The sequence below is a fragment of the Cupriavidus sp. WS genome, from assembly GCF_000395345.1.
Lineage (GTDB): Bacteria > Pseudomonadota > Gammaproteobacteria > Burkholderiales > Burkholderiaceae > Cupriavidus > Cupriavidus basilensis_B.
Map to the genome: position 1 here is coordinate 1 of NZ_AQPL01000012.1, position 24,069 is coordinate 24,069.

A 24,069-nucleotide genomic window follows, 5' to 3' on the forward strand; every position below is an offset into this window, starting at 1 on the left:
CGGCGGCGGGCGCCCGCCGACCGCCGCTTCGGGATGCCTCAGGCGGCACCCGCCGCGCCCGGCGCAAGTGCGGCGCTGGCCAGCACGCAGGCCGCCAGGTCCCACAAGGCGTAGCCCACGCTCTTGAACACCAGCGGGCTGCCGCCGCGCGCGCGCAGCGCGTCGGCCGCGAGGATGGCCTGCTCGAACGGCTGCACGGTGGCCCAGTCGATGCCGGCCTGCAGCAGGTCGCCGGCCTCGTCCTCGATGCCGAACAAGGTGTCGGCCAGCAGCCGGCCGCTGGCCGACGCGGCCCGGCACAGCGCCGGCGGCAGCTCGCACATCTCGGGGCGGAAGGCGCCCACCGCGGCGATGAAGTGGTCGTCGCGCCACAGGCCGCTGTCGAGGTCGGGCAGCACCGGCGCCAGGCTGGAAGTCACCGTGACCACCATCGACACCCGCGGCAGCACCGCGCGCACGTCGTCCACCGCCTGCGCCTCGGTGCCGAGCGCGCGCGCGTGCGCGGCCAGCGCCCCGGCCTTGGCGGCGGTGCGCGAGTGCAGCCACACGCGGCGCGGCGCCAGCCCGGCGATGAAGGCTTCGAGATGGGTCAGCGCCTGCACCCCGGCGCCGACGATCAGCAGCTCGCCGTCCGGGCGCGGCGCGAACCGCTGCGCGGCCAGCAGCGAGACCGCCGCGGTGCGCCGCCCGGTCACGGTGGGCCCGTCCAGCAGCGCCAGCCGCCGGCCGGTATGGGCGTCGGCCACCACCACTTCGCCGAGGATGCTGGGCAGGCCGCGGCGCGGGTTGTCCGGATGCACGGTGATGTTCTTGGTCATCACCAGCTCGCGGTTGCAGGCCGGCATCACCAGCAGCGTGCCCGCGCCGCCTCCGGCGTCGCCCACCGGCAGGGCGATGCGCGGCGGCGCCGTGGCGGTGCCGGCGCGCAGCTCGGCCAGCATGTCGGCGATGGCGCGCGCCAGTTCCGGGTATGGCAGGCGGGCGGCGGTCTGGTCGGCGTCGAGCGGGGCGAGGGACACGGCGGGTGGCTCCGGAAGCGGTTTGCGATGCGGGATTATCCGCGATTGCCGCCCTTCCCCGCTCGCCCGTTCAGCGCGCCAGCAGCGGCATGACCTGTTCCGGATAGCGCGTACCCGCCGCTGCGTCGGGCGGGAACACGGCGTCGATCGCCGCCAGGTCGGCCGCGTCCAGCGTCACGTCCAGCGCGCCGAGGTTGTCGTCGAGGTTGGCCACGCGCCGCGTGCCGGGAATCGGCACCACGTCCTCGCCGCGCGCCAGCACCCAGGCCAGCGCCAGTTGCGCCGGCGTACAGCCCTTGCCGCGCGCGATGTCCCTGACCTTGTCGGCCAGCGCCAGGTTGCGCGCGAAGTTCTCGCCGACGAAGCGCGGGCTGGCGCGGCGGTAGTCGTCGGTGGCGAAATCGTCCGGGCTGCGGATCGCGCCGGTGAGAAAGCCGCGCCCGAGCGGACTGTACGGCACGAAGGCCACGCCGAGCCGCCGGCAGGTGACCAGGATGCCCTGCGCGCCGCCCGCCTCCACGTCGCGCGTCCACAGCGAATACTCGCTCTGCAGCGCGGCGATCGGGTGCACCGCGTGCGCGCGCTCGAGCGTGCCGGCGCCGGCCTCCGACAGGCCCAGCCAGCGCACCTTGCCCGCGCGCACCAGCTCCGCCATCGCGCCCACGGTTTCCTCGATCGGCACCTGCGGGTCCACGCGGTGCTGGTAGTACAGGTCGATGTGGTCCAGGCCGAGCCGCTTCAGGCTGGCGTCGCAGGCGGCGCGCACGTACTCGGGGCGCCCGTCGACGCCGCGCGCCACCGGGTTGGCCGGATCGCGCACGATGCCGAACTTGGTGGCCAGCACCACGCCGTCGCGGCGGTCGGCGATGGCGCGGCCGACCAGGCGCTCGTTGGTGTGCGGGCCGTAGATGTCGGCGGTGTCGATCAGGTTGACCCCGCGCGCCAGCGCATGGTGGATGGTGCGGATCGATTCGGCGTCGTCGTGCGCGCCGTAGAACTCGCTCATGCCCATGCAGCCGAGGCCGAGCGGAAAGACTTCGGGGCCGTGGCGGCCCAGCTTGCGTAATGCGGTCATGCCCACTCCTGGAAAGACGTTGGCGGAACACCGGCGGGCAGCGGCCCGCCCGCGCATGGCGCGCCCGCACGGCAGCGGGGGCGCGCAACCCTGGCAGCATAGGCCGGATCGGCGCCGCGTGCCGGCCTGCCGCCCCCGTGCCGCTCAAGCGCCTCAGCCGCGCGGCGCGCCCTTCGCCACCGCGCCGCGCACCTCGATGCCGATGCGGTCCACCACCTTGCCGCCGGCGTCGAGCAGCTCCACCCGGTGCCGCCCCGGCCACGGAAACCACGCCATCTGCGCGCCGCGCCCGAGCGGCTTGCCGTCGACGCGCCAGCGCACGCCCTGCGCCGCCCGCCCGCCCGCGCCCTCGGCGCGGAACCAGACCCGCTGCGCCGCCGGCGGGATGTCCGGGTCGAGCGCGAACACGGTGCCATCGGCGGGACTGCCGATGGCGGGCACGCCATCCCGCGCTGGCGCCACGCCAGCCACGTCGACCCCATCGACCCCATCGACCACGCGCATGGCCGTGCCCGCGAGGAACACTTCCTCGCGCGCCGGCTCCAGGTCGCCGGCAAAGCGCAGCGCCACGCGTTCCACGCCGGCCGGCATGGCCGGCGCCGCGCTCGGCACCGCGCGGTGCAGCGCTTCCATGACGTCGTGCCACACCGGCGCGGCGCCCGCCACGCCGGACACCTCGTGCATGCTCGCGCCGCTGGCGTTGCCGACCCACACGCCCACGGTGTAGCGCTGCGACCAGCCGATGCACCAGTTGTCGCGCATGTCCTTCGAGGTGCCGGTCTTCACCGCGGTCCAGAAGCGCGTGGTGAGCGGGCTGTCCAGGCCGAAGGTGCGCGTCCGCGCGTGGCGGTCCGACAGCACGTCGGCGATCAGGTAGCTGGCCGCCGGCGACATCACCGCGCGCGCCGCCGGCGCGGCGGCCCCCGCGCGCATGCGCACCGGCGCATAGGCGCCGCCGTTGGCGAACGCGCGGTACGCATTGGCCAGCGCCAGCAGCGGCACGTCGGCGCTGCCCAGCGCGAGGCTGTAGCCGTAGTAGTCGCCGGCCTGCGGCAGCGGCAGCCCGAGCGCGACCAGGCGCTGGTGGAAGCGGTGCGGCGTGACCATCACCAGCGTGCGCACCGCCGGCACGTTGAGCGACGACGCCAGCGCCGCGCGCATGCTGACCCAGCCGGCATAGCGATGGTCGTAGTTCTGCGGCACGTAGAGCCCGCCCGCGCCGCCGGCAGGCAGGTTGACGGGACGGTCGTCGAGCAGCGAGGCCGGCGTCAGGCGCCGCGCCTCCAGCGCCTGCGCGTAGAGGAAGGGCTTGAGCGTGGAGCCGGCCTGGCGCGGCGCCGCGGCGTGGTCCACCTGCGCCGCGCCGGACAGCGCGCCGGACGAGCCCACGTAGGCCAGCACCTCGCCGCTGGCGTTGTCGAGCACCACCACCGCGCCGTCCTCGACGTTGCGCCCGGCCAGCTCGCGCAGGTGCCGCCCGAGGCTGTCGGCGGCGAGGCGCTGCAGGCCGGCGTCGAGCGTGGAGGTAATCGATGCCGGCACCGCGCCGGCCGCGCGCGCCTGCGCCACCAGCAGGCGCGCCAGGTGCGGCGCGAGGTCGGGGCCGGACACCGCGGCCGCCGCAACCGGCGCGCCCGCCGCGGCGCCGCCGCGCGGCAGCGTCAGTTGCGCGAAGCCGTCCAGCCCTTCGCAGGCCTTCGGCAGGCCCTGCTCGCGCAGGATGCCGCAGGCGCGCTGCGCGACCTGCGCCGCGCGCGCGTTGGGCGCGCGCACCAGCGCCACCGCCAGCGCCGCCTCGCGCGCGTCGAGCCCGCTCGGATACTTGCCGAACAGCGCCCGCGACAGCGCCGACAGGCCCACCAGCTCGCCCCGGAACGGCACCAGGTTGAGATAGGCCTCGAGGATCTGGTCCTTGCTCCAGTCGCGCTCGAGCGCGGCGGCGCGCAGCGCCTGCGCCATCTTCTGCCCCACGCTGCGCCCGCCCGCGCGGCGCAGGTCGTCGTCGAGCAGGCCGGCAAGCTGCATGGTCAGCGTGGAGGCGCCGCGCGTGCGCGTGTTCCACAGGTTGGCCCACGCCGCCGCCGCCACGCCCTGCCAGTCCACGCCGCTGTGCGCATAGAAGCGCCGGTCCTCCGACAGCACGATGGCGGTGCGCACCGCCGGCGAGATTTCCGCCAGCGTGACCCAGTCCCCGCGGCGCGCGCCGAAATCCTCGCGCACGCGCGACAGCGGCGCGCCGTGGCGGTCGAGCACGATCACGTCGGCGCTGCGCCAGCCGGCGCGCACGCTGTCGTACGACGGCAGCGCATGTGCTGCCGCGCTTGCCGCCATGCAGGCGGCGGCCAACGCGGCGCGCGCCGCGCGGCTCATTCCCCGCGCCCCGCCACCACGCCGGCCACCAGCAGCACCTGCGCCGCGGCGTAGGTCCACCAGATGCCCAGCGCGAAGGTCTCGAACGGCACCAGGAAGCGCGCGCTGCCGATCAGCGCGTCGGACACCGCGAAGCACAGCGCGCCGATGGCCGCCAGCGGCGTGGGCAGCCTCGCCGCCAGCGCCGCGCACGCCATTGCCGCGAGCGCGATCACGTAGACGGTGACGGGCGCGGCCAGCGCCCCGAGGTTGGGCCAGAAGCGCCCGAGCATGGCGCCCGCCGCGCCCATCACCACGCCGCAGCCGACCAGGCGGTGCGGCCGCCAGTCGCCGGCCATCGGCACGAACAGGCCGAGGTAGGCCAGGTGCGCGAGCAGGAACGCGCCCAGGCCGCCGATGAACGACACCGACAGCCACGGCATCGCCAGCAGGAAGTCGCCCACCGCCGAGCACAGCAGCGCCGCCATCAGCCAGCGCCGCTCGCGCGGCACCGGGTGGTAGCGCGCCGCGCGCGCCAGCATCAGCGCCATCGCCGTCTTCCACACCGGCTGGAAGGCGATCTGGCCGCTCAGCTGCGCGCCGGGCTGCGCGTCCATCGCCACCGTGACCAGCATGCCGCCGTAGACCAGGCCGGCCAGCGTGCCGGCCAGCCACCATTCGCGCACGCGCGCGGGCATCATCATCGCAAGCCAGCTCAAGGGCGCGCTCCTACGGTCAGCCTTGCATTGGGTTGGGCGCCGAACACGTCCGGCGCGTACATCGCTTCCACGCGCGTGGGCGGCAGCGCGAACTCGCCGGCGTTGTTCAGGCGCACCGTGTATTCGACGGTGGCGCTGCCGCGCGGCAGGTAGGCGTAGTACTCGCGGTAGGCCTGCTGCGTGCGCTCGGTGAAGGCCGGCCACGCGCCCGTGCGCCGCTGGCCGCGCGTGGCGATGTCCGAGTCGCGCCCGAGGCCGCTGCCGAGAATGGTGGCGCCGGCGGGAACGGGGTCGCTCACCACCACCCAGGTCATGTCGGCCTGCGCGTCGACCTGCAGCGTCACGCGGTAGGTATCGCCGCGCGACCACTTGCCCGCCACCGCCTGCTCCACCGGCGTCACGCTGCGCGTGATGCGGTAGCCGGCCGCGAGCGGCGCGGCCAGCGGCACCGCCGCCAGCGCGCGCACCGTGGCCCACGGCCGCCCGGCGCCCTGCTGGTCGGCGCGCAAGGTGGCGGTGCCGTCCTGCGGCCACGGCAGGCTCACGCTGCCCGCGGCCACGCCGTCGCGGCTGGCCGCGCGCGCCCACTCGAACGCGCGCGTGGCGTCCGGCACGCCCGCCACGCCTTCCAGCGCCACGCGCGTGGCGCCGGCCACCGGCGTCTTCTCGAAGGCCTGCGCGAAGCGCGCCACCGCCAGCGCGCCCCACGCGTTGGCGGTGGTGGTGCCCCACGCGCCGCGCACCTGCCGGCCCAGCAGGCCGGCGGCGAGCTGCGCGGCCTCGTCCTTCCAGCCGGGCAGGTCGAGCGACAGCGCCAGCAGCCGCGCGGCGTTGAGATCGGCGCCGCTCATCAGCCACCACCAGTTGTCCTCGCGCTCGGTGGAGAACGCCAGGCGCGTGCCCTGCACGGTCAGGCGCGCGCGCAGGATCTGCTGCGCCTGCGCGAGGCGCGCCTCGCGCTGCGGGATGTCGTGCACGCGGCTCAGCAGCGCGATCCAGTCGAGCAAGGCGGAGGTGGGCCACTGCTGCGGCAGGATCTGGATCGCGCCGAGCATGCGCGCCTGCGCGTGGCCGCTGCGCGAGAGCGCCTCGAGCGCGGCCAGCTTGCGCACTTCCAGGTCCTGCGTGGGCGCCCAGCGCTCGCGCTTGATGCGGCCCTCGACGAAGGCCGCGAGGCCGCTCTCCATGCGCGCGCGGGTCTCGTCGGGCAGGCGCAGCGGCAGGCCCGCGCGCACCGCCTCGTCCGACAGCGCCAGCAGGTAGGCGGTGAGCACCTCGCTGCCGGCGGCGTCGTTCTGCAGCGGGAAATACGCCGCCAGCCCGTCATCGTCGAGATAGCCCGGCAGCTGCGCCGTGAGCGCGCTCCACTGCGCGGCGTCGCCGAGGCCCACCGCGCGCGAGGCGCGCTGCTCCAGGCACGAGAACGGATAGTCGCGGAACCACGCGCGCACGCCGGGCATGCCGCCCGCGAGCGACGCCTGCAGGTCGACCTGCAGGCCGCCGCGCGGCCGGCCCGCGGCGTCGGCCAGCGCGCCCTGCGGCGCGCGCACCGGCACCGCCAGCGCGGGCGCGAGCTGCGCCAGCGTGGCCTGCTGCACCGCGAGCGGCACCGCCGGCACCAGTTGCTGCGCGAGCCTGACGCGGTCGGCCGCGCCGCCCTTGCCCTGCTCGCCGGCCTCCACTTCCCACTGCACGGTGCCTTCCTGCGCGAACGCGCCCGCGGGCAGCAGCGGCGCGCTCACGTCCCAGCCGATCTCGCGCGACGCGCCGGCCGGGATCTCCACCGTCTGCGCCGGCAATGCCGGCGCCGTCTGTTGCGCGGATTGCGAAGGCCCGCCCATGCGCGCCACCGCCTGCACCGTCATCGCCCGCTGCGTGGCATTGCGCAGCGTGAACATGGCGCGGTAGCGGTCTTCCTCGCGCACCAGCGGCGGCAGGCCGGAGATCAGCTGCAGGTCCTGCGTGGCGGCCACGGTGGCGCTGCCGCTGCCGAAGCGGCTCACGCCGAGGTCGGCCACGGCGACGATGCGAAAGCGCGTGAGCGAATCGTTGAGCGGCACCGTCAGCGTGGCGCGCCCGGCGCCGTCGAGCGGCACGCGCGGGTTCCACAGCAGCAGCGTGTCGAACAGCTCGCGCGTGGGGCTCTTGCCGCCGCCCCCGCCAGCCGGCACCGCCTTGCGGCCATAGTGCCGGCGGCCGACGATCTCCATCTGCGCGGTGGCGGTCTCCACGCCGTAGGCGCGCCGCCGCAGCATGGCGCCGAGCAGGTCCCAGCTGGTGTTGGGCATCAGCTCGAGCAGGGCCTCGTCCACCGCGGCCAGCGCGACTTCGCCGTTGGCCGCAGGCTTGCCGTCGGGCAGCGTGACCTGCACCGCCACCTGGGCCTTGCCGCGCACCGGATAGCTGGCCTTGTCGGGCGTCACCTTGACGTCCAGGCGATAGCCTTCGTCGCCGACGCGGATCTCCGCCAGGCCAAGGCGGAAGGCCGGCTTGGACAGGTCGACCAGCGCGCTCGGCGCGGCGTATTCGCGGCCCTCGCTGCGGAAGGCCTGCCACCATGCGAGCGGCTGGCGCCAGCCCCAGGTGAAGAACGAATACCACGGCACCTCGCGCAGCCGCCCGCGCAGCGCCAGCACCGAGACGTACACGTTCGGCCCCCACTCCGGCCTGACCTTGACGCGCACGGTCGGGTCGCGCCCGTCGAGCTCGACCACGCTGGCTTCCAGCACGCCTTCGCGCTCCACCGACACCAGCGCGGTGGCATGGCGGAACGGCATGCGCACCTGGAACACGGCGGTCTCGCCCGGCGCGTAGGCCTTCTTCTCGGGCAGCAGGTCGATGCGGTCGTTGTTCTCGCCGCCGAACCACAGCTCGCCCTGGCGCGTGACCCACACGCTGGTGGCGGCCTGCGACATGCGCCCGGCGTTGTCGCGCGCCTGCGCCACCAGCTCGACCTCGCCGGCCTCGGGCAGCGTCACCTCGCACTGCATGCGGCCCCGCGCGTCGGTGCGGCCTTCGCAGACGCTGCCGAGGTCGCGCGTCTGGCTGCTGTTGTCGTAGCGGTAGAAGCCGCCCACCACGCGCTTGCGCACCGAGGTGGTGGTGCGCAGCAGCGCGCGCACCGCGACCGGCGCGTCGGCCTGCGGGCGGCCCTGGGTGTCGAGCACGAGGCCGTTGACCTTGAGCTTCTGCCTGACCGACACCCAGTTCTCGGTACGGATGCCCGCCACCACCGCCGCCGGCCACAGCGGCACGGTCTGGCGCAGCGTCTGGATCTCGCCGTTGGGGTCGGCGAAGCCGGTTTCCACCACGAGGTCCCTGGGCGCGTCCACACGCGGCAGGTTCTTGAGCGTGAGCGCGCCGCCGCCGTTCTTGTCGAGCCTGAGCGGCAGCTTGTCGGCGACCAGCTTCTGGCCGTCGTCGCGCGCGGCGCCGTCCTCGCTCTCGTCCTCGTCGCCGGAGGACGGCTCGCCGCCCTTGCGCTGCGGGCGCGGCGGCGCGAAGGCGTAGTCGCCGTAGTCGGCAAAGCTCACGGACTTGCCGCGCAGCAGCGCCGACACCTGCACCGGCAGGCCCGCCGCGCCGCCGCCCGACACGTAGTGCACTTCCAGGTCGAGCGGCACCTCGGCCGGCGCCACCAGCGCGCCGCCGCCGCCGGCCTTGAGCGTGCCGGCCAGCACCGGCAGGCGGAACGCCTCGACGCGGAAGCTGCCGCTGTCGAACGTGCGCTCGCGCGCATCGCTGAACGACACCGTGTAGACGCCCAGCTTGGCCGCCGCCGGCACCGCGAAGGCGCTCTCGGCGCTGCGCCCGCCGGTGGCGGTGGTCCGCCACCGCACCGGCTGCTCGTAGGTCTGCCCGCTGCCCTCGTGGCGGATCACCATCCTGCCGGGCATGGCCTCGTCGCCCGACGGCAGCGCGAAACCGTTCGCGGTCTCGGTGCGGATCAGGTGCTTCATCGACACGGTCTCGCCGGCGCGCAGCAGCGTGCGGTCGAACACGGTGGCGATGCGCACGTCGGGCGTGGCGCTGGTGTCGGTGGGCACGTTGAAGCGCCAGCTTTCGATGCCCTGGTTCCAGCCGGACATGACGAAGGCCATGTCGGCCTGGCCGCGCGCCTGCGGGTGGTCGGCGCCGATGCGCGCGGAGACGAAATAGCCGGACAGGCCGGTATCGCCGCAGTCGCGCTCGCGCGCGTCCTCGACCGCGCCGAAGCTGGCCAGCCCGGCGGCGTCGGTGCGCGCCGAGGCCAGCAGGCGGCCGCCGCAGTCGCGCAGCGCCACCGCGGCGTTGGCCACCGGCTTGCCGTCGTCGAGCGTCGTGACCCAGGCCAGCGCGGTCATCTTGCCGGGGCCGCGCGCGAGCTTGAAATGCACGCCGAGGTTGGTCACCAGCGCGGCGGTGCGCACGTACATCGGCGCCTGCCGGCCGAGCAGCGCCTCGCCCAGCATCGGCGAGGCGATCTCCACCACGTGGAAGCCGGCCTCGGGCAGCGGAATGCCGACCACCTCGAACGGGCGCGGCGCCTTGCCGCCCGGGTCGGACAACTGCGGGATGGCGAGCTTGCGCGCGCCGGGCACGCCCTCGAGCAGCGACACCGAGCGCGTTTCGATGGCGGGCGCGTTGCGCGGGTTGACGACGTCGCCAGGCGCGCGGCCGGCCAGGATGGCGTCGAGCTCGCCGCGGGTCCAGGTGCTTTCGTGCAGGCGGCGCACCAGCGCGTACCAGCGCAGCACCGCGCCGTCGTCGTCCACCTTGAGCCGGCGCACGGTGCCGGCCTGGGCGCGCACGCCGAGCGCGGGCAGGTCGGCCTCGACGTTGCGCAGCGTGACCGGCAGCAGCGCTGGATAGTCGGCCGGCGCGCGGCCCTTGGGCAGTTCGCCGAAGCGCTCCAGCACGCCGAACGGCGCGGCCGAAAACTTCGCCAGCGGCGGCATGGCGGCGGTGGCGAACTTGAGCGGGAACAGGTCCGCGTTGGCCAGCGTGCGGCCGCTGTCGTCCTTCAGGCCCGCGGGCACCGACAGCGTGAATTCGGTCTTCTCGGCAAACGGCGGCGCGAAGGTGACGCTGCCGACCGGCGCGTCGCGCGCGGCGCCGGGCTCGAACTGCGGCGCGCGCGGGCCCTTGGGGGTGTTCAGCACGATGTGCTCGGCGTCCTTGCGCGAGATCGGCGCCGAGAACGACAGCGACACCGGCCGCAGCGGCGTGCACGGCGATTGCGCGCGCTCGCGCTCGCACGAGAAGCTGGCGGTGAAGGGCTCGCGCACGGTGTAGTCGAAGCGGCGCTCGTCGCGCGCGGCCACGCCGGACGGCGTGGCGATGCCGCCGCCCAGCACCAGCTGCATGCGCGCGCCGGCGGGCAGGCGCTGCTGGCACGCCAGCAGGTGCACGGTGTCGGCCTGCTCCGCCTTGAGCTTCCAGCGCAACGCGGCCAGCACGGCCTCGCGCTCCTGGCCGCCGAGCAGCCGCACCGGGATGCGCTCGCCCAAGCCCTGCGCCTGGCACCACGCGGACGCGCGCACGGACGTGGGCGTGGCCGCGCCGTTGAAGCGCAGCGCGAAGACCTGCTCTTCCTCGATCTCGCCGCCGGCCGGGCGCGCCGACACCACCGCCGGTCCGCCGGTCTCGAAACGGTATTCCGGCTTGCCGGCGTAGGCCTTGCCGGCCTCGCTCCGGAGGCCGGCCGCGATGCGCACCGCGCATTTGACGCCGGGCGGCAGGTCGCGGACGAAATCGAACACCCAGTTGCGCGCATCGACCCAGCGCGCGTGGCCCTCGACGGCCGCGCCGCTGCACGACACGGCGGCGGGCGCGGCGGCCTGCGCGTCGCCGAGCGGCACCATCGCCTCGTCGAAGCGGATCGCCACCTGCCGCACGCGCGCGGCCTCGCCCTCGGGCGAGAAGCGGACCACCTGCGCGGCCTGCGCCACGCCCGGCAACAGCGCCGCCAGGGCACCCGCCAATGCCAGCGCGGCAGCCTGCCAGGGCCCGCGCTGCGCGCGCCTGCCAATCCGAGCGACGATCTGCGTCATCCTGTCCCCTTCCGTTTGCGGCACCGGGCGAGGGTGACATGCGCCGATGGCAAGTGCAAGTAGGCGCACGTCGGCGCGGCATTGGCGCGGCATTGGCGCGACATTGAGGCGACAGCGGCAGCCCGCGCGCGCTAGCGCAGGTGCGACAGCGGCAGCGGCCCGTCGCGCTTGAGCGCAGTCAGCACGATGTTGGAGCGCACGCTCTCCACGCCGGGCACGCGCATCAGCTTCTTCATGGTGAACTCGGCCAGCGTAGGCAGGTCCGGCACCATGATGCGCAGCAGGTAGTCGGCCTCGCCGGCCACCGAGTAGCACTCCTGCACTTCCTCGAGCAGCAGGATGTCCTCGCGGAAGCGCTCGACGATGGTGTCGCCGTGGTGGGCCAGCTTGACGCTGGTGAAGACCAGCACGCCGAGGCCGAGCAGCGGCGGCGACAGCACCACGCGGTAGCCGGTGATGACGCCGTCGGCCTCCAGCCGCGCCAGCCGCCGGCCGATCTGGCTGGGCGACAGGTGGATGCGCTCGGCCAGTTGCTGGTGGGTGGAGCGGCCGTCGGTCTGCAGCGCCGCCAGCAGCGCGAGATCGAATGGATCGAGATTGAGCATGGTGGGTTCGCCTTGGGAATCGCGTCTCGGGCAGCGTATCGGGGGGCATGGGGGGAGGTCCGGCCACGCGCGCATGTTTTCCGCAGACAATAACAAATTCCTGCGGTTTATGTGCATTACAAAACCAAAACAGGCCGTTTTCGCGGGCCGCTTGCAGCGTCTGCTCGCTAAACTGTGCGGTAAATCTGCAGGAGATACCGCACATGGAAGCCACCGCGATCCGCCAGCCCGAAGATGCCGCCGCGCCGCCCGCCTTTGCCGGCACGCTGACCGACAAGCTCAGGGAACAGTTCGATGCCGGCCTGCTGTCGGGCCAGGCGCTGCGCGACGACTTCACCATCGAGCAGCCGCTGGAGCGCTATACCGAGACCGACCACGCGGTGTGGCGCCAGCTCTACGAACGCCAGTCCTCGATGCTGCGCGGGCGCGTCTGCGACGAATTCCTCGCAGGCCTGTCCGCGCTCGGCATGGCGCACGACCGCGTGCCCAGCTTCGCCCGCCTCAACGAAACGCTGATGCGCGCCACCGGCTGGCAGGTGGTGGCCGTGCCCGGGCTGGTGCCCGACGAAGTCTTCTTCGAGCACCTGGCCAACCGGCGCTTCCCCGCGAGCTGGTGGATGCGCAAGCCCGAGCAGCTCGACTACCTGCAGGAGCCCGACTGCTTCCACGACGTGTTCGGCCACGTGCCGCTGCTGATCAACCCGGTCTTCGCCAACTACATGGAAGCCTACGGCAAGGGCGGGCTCAAGGCCGCCTCGCTGGGCGCGCTGGACATGCTCGCGCGGCTGTACTGGTACACGGTGGAATTCGGCCTGATCCGCACGCCGGCCGGGCTGCGCATCTACGGCGCGGGCATCCTGTCGAGCCAGGGCGAGTCGGTCTACAGCCTGGACTCGGCCAGCCCCAACCGCATCGGCTTCGACGTGCGCCGCATCATGCGCACGCGCTACCGCATCGACACCTTCCAGAAGACCTACTTCGTGATCGACGACTTCGCGCAGCTGTTCGACGGCACGCGCCCGGATTTCGCGCCGCTCTACGCGGCGCTGCGCGGGCTGCCCACGCTCGGCGCCGGCGACGTGGCGCCCGGCGACCTCGTGCTCAACCGCGGCAGCCGCGAAGGCTGGGCCGACAGCGACGACATCTGAGCGCGCCGCCACTCACGCCCGCGCCCGCCCCGGGCGCTTTGTGAAACAATGCCCGCATGCCCCGCAGCAGCGCTCGCCACCGGGCGCCGTGGCGGCAGCGGCCGGCATTGCGCCCGTCCCGTTCCCATCCACACCATCGAGCCCATCATGTCCCCTGCGCCCCTCGTGCCACTTTCGCCGGAAGAACGCGCGCCGCTGCTGGCCGGCCTGCCCGGCTGGCAACCCGTCGAGGACCGCGACGCGATCCGCAAGCGCTTCACCTTCGCCGACTTCAACGCCGCGTTCGCCTTCATGACGCGCGTGGCGCTGGCCGCCGAGAAAGCCGACCACCATCCCGAGTGGTTCAACGTCTACAACCGCGTCGACATCACCCTGTCCACGCACGACGCCAACGGCCTGACCCGGCGCGACATCGACCTGGCCGGGTTCATCGAGCGCGCGGCCGCAACGCTGGCCAGGCCGTAAGGCCCGGCGCCCGCTGTAGGGAAACCGAAAGGTCCGCAAAGGCGCCGGCCTGTACAATTGGCGCCTGAGCGCCCGCCGCCGCCATTGCGGCGGCCGCGTTCCGCGTTCCTGCCCTGATCCGCCCTTGACCCGTTTCTTTCCCGGATTCCCCCTGCTGCCATGCGTATCCTTCTGATCGAGGACGATCGCCAGATCGCCAGTGGCGTCGAAGCCGGCCTGTCGCAGGCCGGCCACCAGGTGCGCGTGGTGCACGATGGCGTCTACGCCACCGAGCACCTGCTGCGCGAACAGCACGACCTGGTGATACTCGACTTGGGCCTGCCCGGCATCGATGGCATGACGCTGCTGGCGCGCTACCGCGCCCGCAACCGCACCACGCCGGTCATCATCCTCACCGCGCGCGACGAGCTCGAAGACAAGCTCTCCGGCCTGAACGCCGGCGCCGACGACTACCTGGTCAAGCCCTTCGCGCTGCCCGAGCTGGAAGCGCGCGTGCGCGTGCTGCTGCGCCGCAGCCAGCACGGCGAGGCCGCGCCCGAGCGCGACGTGCGCCTGGGCCGGCTGCGGCTGTCGGGCAACGACCGCCGCATGTTCATCGACGGCAAGCCGCTGGAGCTGTCGCCGCGCGAGTTCGCCGTGCTGGAGCTGCTGCTGCAGCGCCAGGGCCGCGTGGTCAGCAAGGCGCAGCTGCAGGACCACCTCGCCACCTTCGCGCATCCGGCCGGCGAAGGCGGCGACACCGTGGGCGACACCGCCATCGAGGTCTACGTGCACCGCGTGCGCAAGAAGCTCGAGGAAAGCGACGTGGAGATCGTCACCGTGCGCGGCTTCGGCTACCTGCTGCAGATCCGCGCCGGCGCCTGACGCCGCGCGCCCGGCCAGCCAGCCGCCCGCCCCAGTCCAGCCCAGCCCGCCATGTGGCCGCGCCCCCGCCCCCCGAAGGTTTCGCAGGCCATCGCCAGCCCCGCCGCGGCCCCCGACCGCCCCGCCGCCCAGGCCGTGCGCCCCGCTTCCACGCAGAGCCTGCGCGTGCACCTGCTGCGCGCGCTGGCCACGCCGCTGTTCGCGCTGGTGCTGACCAGCGGCTCGCTGTCCTACTGGCTCGCGGCCCACTACACCACCCAGGTGTTCGACCGCGCGCTGTACGGCGTAGCCAACAACATCGCGCAGCAGATCCGCATCGCCGGCCCGCGCCTGGAGCAGGACATCCCGATGATCGCGCAGACGCTGGTCGAGGCCGAGGGCACCGACCGCATCTACTGGCGCATCCACGGCCCCGACGGGCTGATCGGCGGCATGGACACGTGGCTGGGCTACGGCACCGGGCAGACCTCGCTGCATGACGCGCGGCTGTTCTATGCGTGGTTCAGCGGGCGCCAGGTGCGCGCGGTGCGCCTGCCGGTCAACCTGCCCAGCCCGGCATCGGACGAACTGGCCACCAGCGAGGCCGGGCGCGCGCCGCGCGGGCCGGTGGTGGTGGAAGTGGCGGAGCTGCTGGACCGGCGCGAGACCGCCGCCAACGAGATCCTGCTGTCGGTGTCGGTGCCGCTGATCCTGCTGCTGGTGGTGGGCAGCCTGATCCTCTCGCACGTGCTCAAGGAAGAGCTGGTGCCGCTGCAGATCCTGACCGACAAGCTCAACCGCCAGACCGCGCGCTCGCTGGCGCCGCTCGACGAGACCCAGGTGCCGGCCGAGGTGGAGCCGCTGATCCGCGCGCTCAACGCGCTGCTGGCGCGGCTGCGCGACGCGCTCGACGCGCAGCGCAAGTTCATCGCCGACGCCGCGCACCAGCTGCGCACGCCGCTGACCGCGGTCAAGCTGCACGCCGACCGCGCGGTGCAGTCGGACGACCCGCAAGTGACCGGGCACGCGCTGCGCGAGCTGCAGTCGGCCGCCGACCGCGCGGTGCGGCTGTCCAACCAGCTGCTGTCGCTGGCGCGCGCCGAACCGGGGCTGTCGCTGGAGCGGCTCGGGCCGATCGAGCATTTCGACCTGGCCACGCTGGCCTTCGAGACCGGCGCCGAGTGGGTGCCGCAGGCGCTGGCGCGCCACATCGACCTGGGCTTCGAGACCCTGCCCGGCCCCACCTTCACCGGCGCGGCGCCTTCCACGGTGCGCGGCAACCGGCTGCTGATGCGCGAGGCGCTCAGCAACCTGATCGACAACGCGGTGAAGTACGTGCCCTCGGGCGGGCGCATCACGGTGCGCGCCGGCGGCGAGACGCTCGGCCATCGCGGCATGGCGGTGGTGATGGTGGAAGACAACGGCCCCGGCATCGCGCCGGCGCGCCGCGAGGAAGTCTTCAAGCGCTTCTTCCGCGGCGACCACACGCCGAGCGGGCCCGGCGGCAACGCGCCGGCCCAGCCGCCCGGCGGCGCCGGCCTGGGGCTGGCCATCGTGCACGAGATCATCGGCCTGCACCAGGGCTCCATCCGCATCGAGGACGTGCCGCCACCCGCGCCCGGCACCGAGGCGCGCGGCATGCGCTTCGTGATCCGCATCCCGTGCGAGGCGCCCGGCACTGCCTGAGCCTGCCGGGCGCGCATTCAGGCGCGTTCAGCGCTGCTTCTTTTCCTTCGGCGCCAGCATGGTGCCGCGGCACTGCGGGTTGCCGCAGCGGCACTCGAATTCCTTCTTGAGCTTCTTGGTGTAGCGCGCGTCGATCACGAGGCCGTAGTCGTAGAACAGTTCCTCGCCGCCGGCGATGTCGCGCAGCGCGTGGATGAACACGCGGCCCTTCTTCTCGCGCGCCTCGCAGTTGGGCTCGCAGGCATGGTTGATCCAGCGCGCGCGGTTGCCGCCGAACTTGGCGTCGATCACGTCGCCGTCTTCCAGGCTGAAATAGAAGGTGTGGTTGGGATCGGCGGGATCGTGCGGGTGGCGCTTGAGCGCTTCCTTCCAGGAAATATGCTCGCCCTTGTACTCGATGATGCGCTCGCCTTCGGCGATCGGCGCGATCGCGTAGACGCCCTTGCCGTGCACGCCCGAGCGGCGCACCTCGATGCGGTCGGACGCGGTCTTGCGCTTGCCGTCCTTCGCCTTCTGCCTGCCTTCCTGCTTGCCCTGCTTCTCGCCTGCCGCCGCGTCAGCCGCGGCGCCCGTGCCGTTCTTCATGTCGCTGGTTTCCTGTTCCGCGCCGCTGCGCCCTGCCTGTTCCGCCATTTGCCATCCCGTCGTGATCCGCCGGCCTGCCACCCAGTGTGGCTGCGCGCTGGCGATGATACCCGCGCGCCATCGCGGCGGCATCCCCCTTGTCCGGTATACGCACGGCCGCAGGTAGCCGTATACGCAAAAGCGCAGCAGGAGGCCCCTGCGTAAACATATACGGCGCGTATACGGCGCACAGGGCCCAACTGCCGCGCATGTGGATAAACCCGCAAAAATCTGTGGATAAGGACGCGCGAATCATGTGGGCCGCCTGGGGTTGGCATGGGGATGCCTCAGGCATAAGTCGGAGGCTCCGGTTTACCTCCCTCGGCCAAACGACCGAGTCATCCACGCCGGCCAACACCGGGTCCCGGGACTTTCATGTCGCACAAGCCATTGATTCATATGGAGTAAATGCAGTTATCCACAGAAAGGAGCGGCGTTTACCTACTACTACTATCTGTATACATGAAAGAAAGAAGTAAACCGAAAGGACTACGCCCGCCATCGGTCGAAAAGCGCGGCAGGCAGGAAAAACAGAGCGGTGGAACGGCCTTTTGGCGCGGCTACTTTTTTAGGCAGGGGAAATCGTGCGTATACGGCGCTGGCGTATACGCGGCGGCGGGCGGTATACGCGCATCGACTTCCTGCCGTATACGCCACGCAACACCGCGCAATGCCTTGCCTGGACGTGCATTCGCGCCGCGAATAGCGCCGGCACGCCCCTGCACGATAGTGCAGCCGCACTGCTTTTCAGGCCGGTCCGCCCTTCCCGGCAACGCTGCAATGGGTACGCTGCGGGTTGCATCCTCTGCCGGCAGGTTTGTGGCGTTGCGCAGGCAGCCGGTCCCGAGGCCGGTTGACACCCCGCGGGAAGGCTCGCCCGGCGCTTCGGCGCGTATACGCGGTTCCGGAAGGCGCCTGGCGCCTCGCAAGGCGTCCAGAAGCGTCCAGGAGGGCCCAGGCGCGTTTTTTTGCCGCTTCGTGCCCGGGAGGACACCTGCGGTCCCGTTTCGCCTGGAGCGCTTTCCTGGACCGCGCGGGTCGTCCGAGGCCGCTTCGCGATCCCGAGCCGGCCCGCTTTTTTCCCTCAAAGCCCCAGCCGGCGCGGCCTGGCGCGCCATACGCTGTAACAATCTGTTCCCGGTCGGTCTTGCCCGACACGGTATGATGTGGCCCGCGGCGCCTTTGCCGAGGCCGGTGCCCAGCGCGGCGGCCAGGGCAGGCGTCCCTGTTTTATCAACTCGAGACGGAGTGAAGCATGACGAAAACCGAACTGATCGACGCCATCGCGGCCGGCGTGGACGGCCTGACCAAGGCCAAGGCTGAACAAGCGTTGAACGTGACGCTGGGCGCCATCATGGACGCCGTCGCCAAGGGCGACACGCTGAGCCTGATCGGCTTTGGCACGTTCAGCCAGGGCGAGCGCGGCGAACGCATGGCGCGCAATCCGCGCACCGGCGAGGAAATCAAGGTGGAAGCGGCCAAGACCGTCAAGTTCAAGGCCGGCCAGAAGTTCAAGGACGCAGTGAACCAGTAAGCAGCAACGTCCCGCGGGCGGCCTTCGCGCCAGCCTTGCAGGAACAACCCCGCCGTGTCGCCGCCAGCCGCCTGGCGCGGGCGAGCGCCAGGCGGGGAGCGTTATCCACAATGCCGGCGCGGTGGTTATCCTGACGCCACGCGGTATACGCGGCACCCTCCGCCAGCCGGGTAAGATTGAGCCTTGTCGGCGCCTTCCCTCAATAAATACAAGGGTCTACGGCGTCCTGCCGAGTCGGACCAGCATGGACCTCAGATCTCCGCGTCGCAGATTTCCACAGTCTTATTCACAGCGTTTCCCACAAAATTTTCCACAGGCGCGCCTGGTCGGGCTGAGCCTGCTGACGGCGCTCGCGCTGCTGTGCGGCTGCACCACGCCGTCGCAGCCGGCACGCCCGGAAGCCGCGCCGCTGCCCGACACCGAAAGGCCCGTCACCACGCCCGGCGCCAGCCCGCGCCAGCGCATCGTCGAGATCGCCTGGCAGGAGTGGCAGCGCTGGGGCGGCCAGACCGTGCGCCTGGGCCGCGACGACACCGCCTGCGTGACGGACAGCCCGCTGCCGGCGCCGCTGCTGCCGGGCGCGCCGCCATCCGACACCGCCGACGCCGAGCCGACCGATGCCACCGACCGCACCGCCGACCGCGAGGATGACGAGGGCGCGGCGGCGGACTGCCTGCATTTCCCCGACGGCACCGGCATGGAAGCCACCGCCGAAGGCTGCAAGCTGGCCCAGCGCTACTGGGCCATCGTCGGCAAGGCCGTGACCTGCCGCCAGATCACGCAGGGCAACTGGGCCTGGTCGGCGGTCTTCATCTCGTGGGTGATGCGCAAGGCTGGACTGGACGAGCGGCAGTTCCTCACCGGCGACTCGCATTCGATGTACGTGGTGGACGCGCGCGACGGCATCCTGCCGGCGCCGGCCTTCCGCGTCGAGCCGCTGCCCGCCCTGCCGCGCCCGGGTGACATGATCTGCGCCGGCCGCGGGCGCGACAAATACCTGGCCAGCGCGGCGGAGATCGGCTTCGGCACCACGCCCATGCATTGCGACATCGTGGTCGAGGTGGACCCGGCCACGCGCCTGGTCAAGGCCATCGGCGGCAACGTGCAGCAGTCGGTGTCGATGGAGGAGATCGAGCTGGGCGACTCCGGCATGATCGACGGCGTGACCAATTCGCATATGCCGTGGCTGCTGATCATGCGCAACACCCTGCCGTAGGCCGGCGGGCCGTGCCGCAGCACTGGGTACGCGGGATGCCGCGGTGCCTTCGGTCAGAATATCGGTGGAATAATTCTGGCGACGAATGTTTCGTTGGGTTCGCGAGTCGGTATCAATAGATGCGGTGAATTTTTTGACCCGAAAAGCAGGCTGGGCAGTCCCGCTCATCCAGCCTGCTCCGCCACATGTTGGTGATTTTGATCGATGGGATGGATGCTATCGTCATCGTTGTGGCTTGATTCATAAGTGGCATGAATTCAACGGCGCCCATCCCGAGCCTGTGCCATCAGCTTCCAGCCGACGCTCCCGCGCGCCGGCGCCCCGCCAGCAGCCCTTCCGCGGCATAGATCGCCAGCGAGATCCAGATCAGCGCATAACCGGCCTGCTTGCTGGCCGGGAACGGCTCGTGCCACAGCCACACGCCCAGCAGCAGTTGCAGCGTCGGCCCGGTGTATTGCAGCAGCCCGAGCAGCGACAGCGGGATGCGCCGCGCGCCGGCGGCGAACAGCAGCAGCGGCACCGCCGTCACCGGTCCGGCCAGCAGCGCCAGCAACTGCACGCCGCCTTCGGCCTGGCTGAAGCCGGCCTGGCCGCTGGCGAACAGGTAGGCCAGCGAGGCGGCCGCCAGCGGGAACAGCAGCAGCGTTTCCAGCGACAGTCCCTCCAGCGCGCCCAGCGTGGCGGTCTTGCGCAGCAGGCCGTAGCCGCCGAAGCTGCTGGCCAGCGCCAGCGCGATCCACGGCAACTGGCCCGCGGCCACCGTCAGCCACAGCACGCCGGCCGCGGCGATGGCGATCGACAGCCATTGCCCGGGCCGCAGCCGCTCGTGCAGGAACACCACGCCCAGCAGCACGTTGAACAGCGGGTTGATGAAGTAGCCCAGGCTGGCGTCCACCACCCGCCCGTTGGAGACCGACCAGATGTACAGGAACCAGTTGCCGCTCAGCAGCAGCGCGCTGGCCACGAAGCCGGCCAGCAGGCGCGGGTTCGACCACACCGCGCGCAGCCAGCCCCAGTGGCGGCGCCATGCCAGCACCAGGCCGAGGAATACCAGCGACCACACCATCCGGTGCAGCAGGATCTCGGTCGGCGCGATGCCGTGCAGGGATTTGATGTAGAGCGGCAGCAGGCCCCAGATGACGTAGGCCAGCAGCGCGTAGAGAATGCCGATTTGCATGAGAAGTCCAGGAGGAATCGGGCATTCTACCGGCGCAAAAAAGCCCGTGCAGGGCACGGGCTCCGGCGGGGGCGCTCGGTCTGGGGGGCGCTTACAGCTTGCGCGCGAAGCTGAATTGCGAGAAGGCCTGCTCGGCCACGTTGAACCAGGCCGCCTCGTTGTTGCGGAACACGCGCCAGTCGTCGTAGATCTTCTTGAACGACGGGTTCTTGGCGGTTTCGTCGGCGTAGGCTTCCTGGGTGGCCTTGAAGCAGGCTTCCATGATTTCCTTGGAGAACGGGCGCAGCTTGACGCCGTTCTCGAGCAGGCGGGCCAGCGCCTGCGGGTTGAGCGCGTCGTACTTGGCCATCATGTTGGTGTGGGCCTCGATGGTGGCGGTCTCCAGCGCGCGCTTGTACTGCGACGGCAGCTTCTCGTATTCGGTGGCCGAGGCGTAGAACGACAACTGCGCGCTGCCTTCCCACCAGCCCGGGTAGTAGTAGTACGGCGCCACCTTGTAGAAGCCGAGCTTCTCGTCGTCATAGGGGCCGACCCATTCGGCCGCGTCGATGGTGCCCTTTTCCAGCGCCGGGTAGATGTCGCCGCCGGCGATCTGCTGCGGCACCACGCCCAGGCGCGACAGCACCACGCCGGCAAAACCGGCGATGCGGTACTTCAGGCCCTGCAGGTCCGCCACGGTCTTGATCTCCCGGCGGAACCAGCCGCCCATCTGGGCGTTGGTGTTGCCGCCGAGGAAATTGACGACGTTGTATTCCTTGAAGAATTCGCGCATCAGCTTCATGCCGTTGCCCTGCATCATCCAGGCGTTCTGCTGGCGCGAGGTCAGGCCGAACGGCACGGTGGTGTCGAAGCACAGCGTCGGGTTCTTGCCGAAGTAGTAGTAGCCCGCGGTGTGGCCGATCTGCACGGTGTTGTTCTGCACCGCGTCCAGCACCTGCAGGCCCGGCACGATTTCGCCGGCGGCGAAGACCTTGATGTTGAACTTGCCGTCGGTCAGTTCCCTGACGCGCGTGGCCAGCAGCTCGCCGCCGCCGTAGATGGTGTCGAGCGATTTCGGGAAGCTCGAAGCCAGGCGCCATTCCACCGCCGGGTTGCTGCCCACCACCGCGGGCGCGCTGGCGGCGGCCGCGGCAGGCGCCGCGGGTTTTTCGTCCTTGCCGCAAGCGGCCAGCGCGCCGGTGGCCGCCACGGCCGATGCCTTCAACAGAAAGGAACGACGTTCCATGACTTGTTCTCCTCTTTTATCGGTTCTTGTAATGCGGCAGCAGGCGCGGCGGCCGCGTCTTGCGCGGAACGCCGCTCTTGTGCCGAGACGCGCGTGGAGCCGGATACGGGCGATGCGGCCGTGGGCGCAGCAATGAGCCTGTTGCGAAGGCATGCCACGGCGATGACGTATGCTGGCATGCCTTCGCAACAGGCTCGAAAGGCCGGCCCGTACCCGTCGGGCTGGCCAGATGATTATAGCGGTGGCCCTTTCGCCACGGGGGGCCGGCAAGGTCCGGGTTTTCGCTAGGAGAGGCCGCGCGGCAAGGCCTGGCGCGACGCCGCGGCGAGGCCGTCGCGGGCCTGCCGCAGGCGGCGCGCACGGCGCTTTTCGGCTTGCCGCCGCCGCGTTTTCCGTATGGTGGAAAGGCCGCTTTGCCGCGGATTTTGTAACCCCGCTTGCTGTCCAATCGCTCGACTGTTAAAAAATCACGCCTTGCCTGCCTAGCCTATGTTGTCCGCTGTCCCGCCCGTTTCCGGCCGTCCGCCGGCCCGCCGCCCGCACTGCCTCGTCCTGGCCATCCTGGCCGCCTGGGGTCTCGACGCGTGCGCGCAGGCGCCCGCCGGCCCGGAGCTGGTCCCGCCGGCAGTGCAGGCCGCGCCGCACGCGGTGGCGCAGCCTGCGCAGCAGGCTGGCGACGATCCGCTCGGCGCGCTGATCTCGGGCACGCAGGACGCAGGCCGCGCCGCCGCGTCCACGGCACCCGAGGCGCCACCCCAAGCGGCGCCCGAGGCCGCACCCCAGGCCGTGCCCGAGGCGGCACAGGCCCAGGCGGCGCCCGACGCGCCCGCGCCCGAAGCCTACGTCATGCCGCCACCGCCCGCGCCCGCCACCTGGGTCAACGCCGGGCTGGCCGACGACGGCAGCGAGCTGGCCGGCCCGCCCGATCCCGAATACCCGCTCGAGCCTTACGTCGCCCCGCCGCCGCCGGTGGTGCTGTTTCCCGCGCGCCTGGGCCAGTTCGTGGCGAACGCGCCGCCGCTGCCGGCCAGCGACGCCCCCGAGGCGCCCGCCGCCGAAGGTTTCTCGCTCGCCTCGCAACTGCCGCCCGATGATCCCGCCGGGGACCAGATCCTGCGCCTCGGCTACAGCGGGCGTGCCGCCTACGACGACCGCACCCTCGCCGCGCAGGCCTGCCCCGGCGGCGGCACGCTGTCCGCCGGCCTCTCCGGCGTGGCCTGCCGCAGCAGCGGCGAGGTCAAGGTCAAGGAATCGCTGTTCTCGCTCGACGGCGGCACGCAGGTGCAACTGGTGGCGCAGGCCAAGGGCACGGACGCCACCTCGGTCAACGGCCGCCCCGCCGCCGTCGACCAATACGCGCTGCTGCCGCAGTTCTACACCGCCGTGAGCGGCCTGCCGGTGCTCGACGGCGCCACCATGTGGGCCGGCCGGCGCGAGGATTCGTCCTTCCTGATGTCGTCCGGCCTGCTGCCGCCGAACTCGCCGGCCATGCGCGTCGGCGTGGACAATGCGCGCTTCGGCGACATCGCGCTCAACTACCAGTACACCGCGCGCAACGATCTCAACGGCGCCAACCTGCCGAGCTACCACTCGCTGCGCACCGCGCCCATCTCGACCAACGACAAAGGCTCGGTGCAACTGGGCTACACGCGCGTGGAGGCCGAGCCGCTGATCCAGCAGACCGGCAGCGCGTGGTGGGTCTCCGCGATGCACGAGCAGAAAGGCGTGCTGGCCGGCACCAACCGCCTGGGCATGCAGTTCGGCGAAGGCAGCCGCAATGCGCTGACCGGCTACACCGGCATGGGGCCGTCGCTGTCGCGCGTGCGCGTGGCCGAATCGATGGAATGGAAGCGGGCCTCCGGCCTGGGCCTGGCCGGCTCGGTCGAATCGAGCATGCAGTTCGACCGCTCGCCGGTCGGCACGCTGCAATGGACCACCACGCGCGTGCGCCCGGCCTATATCGCCAGCGACCAGTTCAAGCTCACCTTCGAAGTCGCGCGCGACCAGATCACCTCCGGCTTCGGCACCAGCGGCCAGCGCACCGCGGTGACGGTGGCGCCGACCTTCACGCTCGGCAAGGCCGCGGGCAACGCCAACCTGCGCGCCTTCTACACCTACAGCCGCGCCACCGACGTGGACGGCATCGCCTTCACCGCGCCGGCCGATACCTGGGCGTCGCAGAATTCGGGCTCGATCTTCGGCGTGCAGCTGAATCGGCGCTGGTAGGCGCCGAGGTGGTTTGCAGCGATGTGCGCAGGCGCATCCCGGGCAGATTCGGCATGCGGATTTCGGGGGAATTTCAGGCAATGCCGATAATCGCGGGCGCGACGGCATGAAAGACGAGGGCGGATC

The 24,069-nt window shown here is 71.9% G+C and carries 16 protein-coding genes; 7 read left to right on the forward strand and 9 right to left on the reverse strand.

The window, feature by feature from the left end; all coding sequences use genetic code 11:
- Window positions 1-38: 38 nt before the first annotated feature.
- From K206_RS0100690 to K206_RS0100715, 6 genes are all read right to left on the reverse strand, one after another.
- Complete coding sequence (locus K206_RS0100690) at window positions 39-1,019, reverse strand: delta(1)-pyrroline-2-carboxylate reductase family protein (RefSeq protein WP_020200483.1); 981 nt, start codon at window positions 1,017-1,019, stop codon at window positions 39-41.
- A 70-nt stretch (window positions 1,020-1,089) separates the two neighbouring features.
- Window positions 1,090-2,094: an aldo/keto reductase gene (locus tag K206_RS0100695; protein ID WP_020200484.1), complete on the reverse strand. Its 1,005-nt coding sequence runs from the start codon at window positions 2,092-2,094 to the stop codon at window positions 1,090-1,092.
- 153 nt (window positions 2,095-2,247) lie between these two features.
- Entirely contained in the window at window positions 2,248-4,464 is a 2,217-nt protein-coding gene (gene pbpC / locus K206_RS0100700) for a penicillin-binding protein 1C (protein ID WP_020200485.1), read from the reverse strand.
- On the reverse strand, window positions 4,461-5,162 hold the full coding sequence (locus K206_RS0100705; RefSeq protein WP_020423607.1) for a lysoplasmalogenase: 702 nt from the start codon (window positions 5,160-5,162) through the stop codon (window positions 4,461-4,463). Before K206_RS0100705 ends, pbpC begins: the two co-directional genes overlap by 4 nt.
- Window positions 5,159-11,194 carry an alpha-2-macroglobulin gene (locus K206_RS0100710; protein ID WP_020200487.1) on the reverse strand — a complete coding sequence of 2,012 codons (6,036 nt, stop codon included), beginning with the start codon at window positions 11,192-11,194 and terminating at the stop codon, window positions 5,159-5,161. The genes K206_RS0100705 and K206_RS0100710 overlap by 4 nt, the downstream gene beginning before the upstream one ends.
- A 131-nt stretch (window positions 11,195-11,325) precedes the next feature.
- Window positions 11,326-11,799, reverse strand: coding sequence for an Lrp/AsnC family transcriptional regulator (locus tag K206_RS0100715; RefSeq protein WP_020200488.1), 474 nt, complete (start codon window positions 11,797-11,799; stop codon window positions 11,326-11,328).
- Window positions 11,800-12,002: 203 nt separating this feature from the next.
- Between K206_RS0100715 and phhA the strand changes: the two genes are divergently transcribed.
- From phhA to K206_RS0100735, 4 genes are all read left to right on the forward strand, one after another.
- On the forward strand, window positions 12,003-12,947 hold the full coding sequence (phhA, locus tag K206_RS0100720; protein ID WP_020200489.1) for a phenylalanine 4-monooxygenase: 945 nt from the start codon (window positions 12,003-12,005) through the stop codon (window positions 12,945-12,947).
- Between the two features lie 147 nt (window positions 12,948-13,094).
- Window positions 13,095-13,412, forward strand: a complete 318-nt coding sequence (locus K206_RS0100725) for a 4a-hydroxytetrahydrobiopterin dehydratase (RefSeq protein ID WP_043364969.1) — start codon at window positions 13,095-13,097, stop codon at window positions 13,410-13,412.
- Window positions 13,413-13,571: 159 nt separating this feature from the next.
- Window positions 13,572-14,276 carry a response regulator transcription factor gene (locus K206_RS0100730; RefSeq protein WP_020200491.1) on the forward strand — a complete coding sequence of 235 codons (705 nt, stop codon included), beginning with the start codon at window positions 13,572-13,574 and terminating at the stop codon, window positions 14,274-14,276.
- A 51-nt stretch (window positions 14,277-14,327) separates the two neighbouring features.
- Complete coding sequence (locus K206_RS0100735) at window positions 14,328-15,941, forward strand: sensor histidine kinase (protein ID WP_020200492.1); 1,614 nt, start codon at window positions 14,328-14,330, stop codon at window positions 15,939-15,941.
- A 27-nt stretch (window positions 15,942-15,968) separates the two neighbouring features.
- Here the strand turns inward: K206_RS0100735 and K206_RS0100740 are convergent, their stop codons facing one another.
- Window positions 15,969-16,526 (reverse strand): SET domain-containing protein, encoded by a 558-nt coding sequence (locus tag K206_RS0100740; protein ID WP_081651275.1) that lies wholly within the window; start codon window positions 16,524-16,526, stop codon window positions 15,969-15,971.
- Window positions 16,527-17,820: 1,294 nt separating this feature from the next.
- On the opposite strand from K206_RS0100740, the gene K206_RS0100745 reads away from it, so the two are divergent.
- Window positions 17,821-18,099 (forward strand): HU family DNA-binding protein, encoded by a 279-nt coding sequence (locus tag K206_RS0100745; RefSeq protein WP_017227089.1) that lies wholly within the window; start codon window positions 17,821-17,823, stop codon window positions 18,097-18,099.
- Between the two features lie 244 nt (window positions 18,100-18,343).
- Window positions 18,344-19,315, forward strand: coding sequence for a DUF2272 domain-containing protein (locus K206_RS0100750; protein ID WP_020200494.1), 972 nt, complete (start codon window positions 18,344-18,346; stop codon window positions 19,313-19,315).
- Window positions 19,316-19,601: 286 nt separating this feature from the next.
- On the opposite strand, the gene rarD is transcribed toward K206_RS0100750, so the two are convergent.
- Both rarD and K206_RS0100760 read right to left on the reverse strand, forming a co-directional pair.
- A complete protein-coding gene (gene rarD, locus K206_RS0100755; protein ID WP_020200495.1) occupies window positions 19,602-20,492 on the reverse strand; it encodes an EamA family transporter RarD in 891 nt (296 codons plus the stop codon).
- 91 nt (window positions 20,493-20,583) lie between these two features.
- Window positions 20,584-21,717, reverse strand: coding sequence for a TRAP transporter substrate-binding protein (locus K206_RS0100760; RefSeq protein WP_029043066.1), 1,134 nt, complete (start codon window positions 21,715-21,717; stop codon window positions 20,584-20,586).
- A gap of 489 nt (window positions 21,718-22,206) precedes the next feature.
- Here K206_RS0100760 and K206_RS0100765 point away from each other — a divergent pair, with 489 nt between their 5' ends.
- Entirely contained in the window at window positions 22,207-23,943 is a 1,737-nt protein-coding gene (locus K206_RS0100765) for a carbohydrate porin (RefSeq protein WP_029043067.1), read from the forward strand.
- Window positions 23,944-24,069 lie beyond the last annotated feature (126 nt).